This is a genomic window from Bacillus sp. C30 (assembly GCF_040838255.1).
GTDB classification, from domain to species: Bacteria; Bacillota; Bacilli; order Bacillales; family Bacillaceae_G; genus Bacillus_A; species Bacillus_A mycoides.
The window spans coordinates 1-1,754 of sequence record NZ_JBFPJH010000519.1; the positions used below are offsets into that span (position 1 = coordinate 1).

General features: G+C 33.6%; 1 pseudogene and 1 other annotated feature. The pseudogene reads left to right on the plus strand.

Annotated features, from left to right (window positions below):
• Nucleotides 1–251, plus strand: a binding site (T-box leader). This feature is flagged as partial in the annotation.
• Nucleotides 252–334: 83 nt separating this feature from the next.
• Nucleotides 335–1,754 (plus strand): annotated as a pseudogene (gene lysS / locus AB3X49_RS22435) (lysine--tRNA ligase); the annotation flags it as partial.

The following is a 1,754-nucleotide window of genomic DNA, read 5'->3' on the forward strand; positions in this document are numbered from 1 at the left end:
GCATTGAAGAGAAGAGTAGTTAAGAAAGAATACGTACAGAGAGCTCTGGTAGCTGAGAAAGAGCGGTATACATCTTAATGAAAAAAGACTTAGAGCTGCGCAAGGAACTAATTCATTTAGGGATGGTGCGACGGGTTCTCCCGTTATAGAGATAGGGTATAAGCATGTTTTGCCGTACCTGAAGAGGTTAATATGGTGACGTATTAACAAACTGAGGTGGTACCGCGAAGTTAATAACTCTCGTCCTCAAGATGAATAATCTTGGGGGTGGGAGTTTTTTTATTGCATAAAACTGAAAATGTGAAAACAAAAATACAATTGAGGTGAGTAACATATGCATTGGGCGTATGAAGTAGCACATGAATTGATTAGAAAAAATCCAAACAAAGAAACTTTTGTTTGTGCAGCTGGAATTAGTCCATCTGGTTCTGTTCATATTGGGAACTTCCGTGAAATAGTAACGACTTATTTCGTTGTAAGGGCTCTGCAAGATTTAGGGAAAAAGACTCGTTTTATCTTTTCATGGGATGATTATGACAGGTTTAGAAAAGTTCCTAAAAATATTGATCCATCTTTTGCAAAATATATTAGTATGCCATACTGTGATATTCCTGATCCGTATGGGTGTCATAACTCGTACGCAGAGCATTTTGAAAAAGAGTTTGAGAAATCGCTCCAAGCATTTGGGATTGAAGTGGAATTCATATATCAACATGCTGAATATAGAAGCGGAAGGTATAACGAAAACATATTAGAGTCTTTGTATAAAAGAAAAGAAATATATGATATTTTAATGGGGTTTAAAACAGGAATACACCGAGAAGAAGATAGAGAAAACTTTTATCCCGTTACGTTATATTGTGAGAGCTGTGGGAAAGATACAACAACTATTACACATTTTGATGAAGTATTAAAAACAGTTAGGTATGACTGTGAATGTGGAAATCAAAATAAATTATCCATATTAAATACAAGTCAAATGAAACTGAATTGGAAAATCGATTGGCCGATGAGATGGATGATAGAGGATGTTATTTTCGAACCGGGCGGAAGAGATCATTCATCGGAAACTGGTAGTTATAATGTATCAAAAGAAATTGCAAGAGAAATATTCAATTGTGAAGCCCCTCAATACGTTGCTTATGATTTCATTGGAATTAAAGGGCATCATGAAAAAATGTCCAGTTCTTCAGGGAATAGTATTACACCTAGGAACTTATTAAAAGTGTATGTACCAGATGTGATTCTTTTTATGTTTGCAAAATATAGGCCCGGCGCAGCTTTTCATATTGGACTTGATGAAGATGTGATTCGCAATTATACAGAGTATGAGAGATTGAAGGATAGTTATGAAAATAAAACACTCAAAAATGAAGATTTATTTGATGCAATTAAACTTTCTAGACTTGATAGCCAATTTAAAGAGTATCAAAGTTTAATCAAGTAGCAGGAACTTTACCGTTATTAAATTTTGATTCATCTATTTTACAAGATATATTAGAGAAAATAGATAGGAGCTATGCATTACCTGAAATGATAGCGATAAGTAATCGTGCTGAGTATTGGATAAGAAACTTTCAATCTAAAAAATTAATTGCGGTAAATAAAGAGAAAAATACGGAGTTTTATAACACATTAGATGAACGGCAGAAAAAATGGCTAGTAGAAGTTTGTAAAATAATTCGTTCTAATAACGATCATTCTAAACTAATGGAGCAATTGTATACGATTTGTCATCATGAAAATAAAAAAAT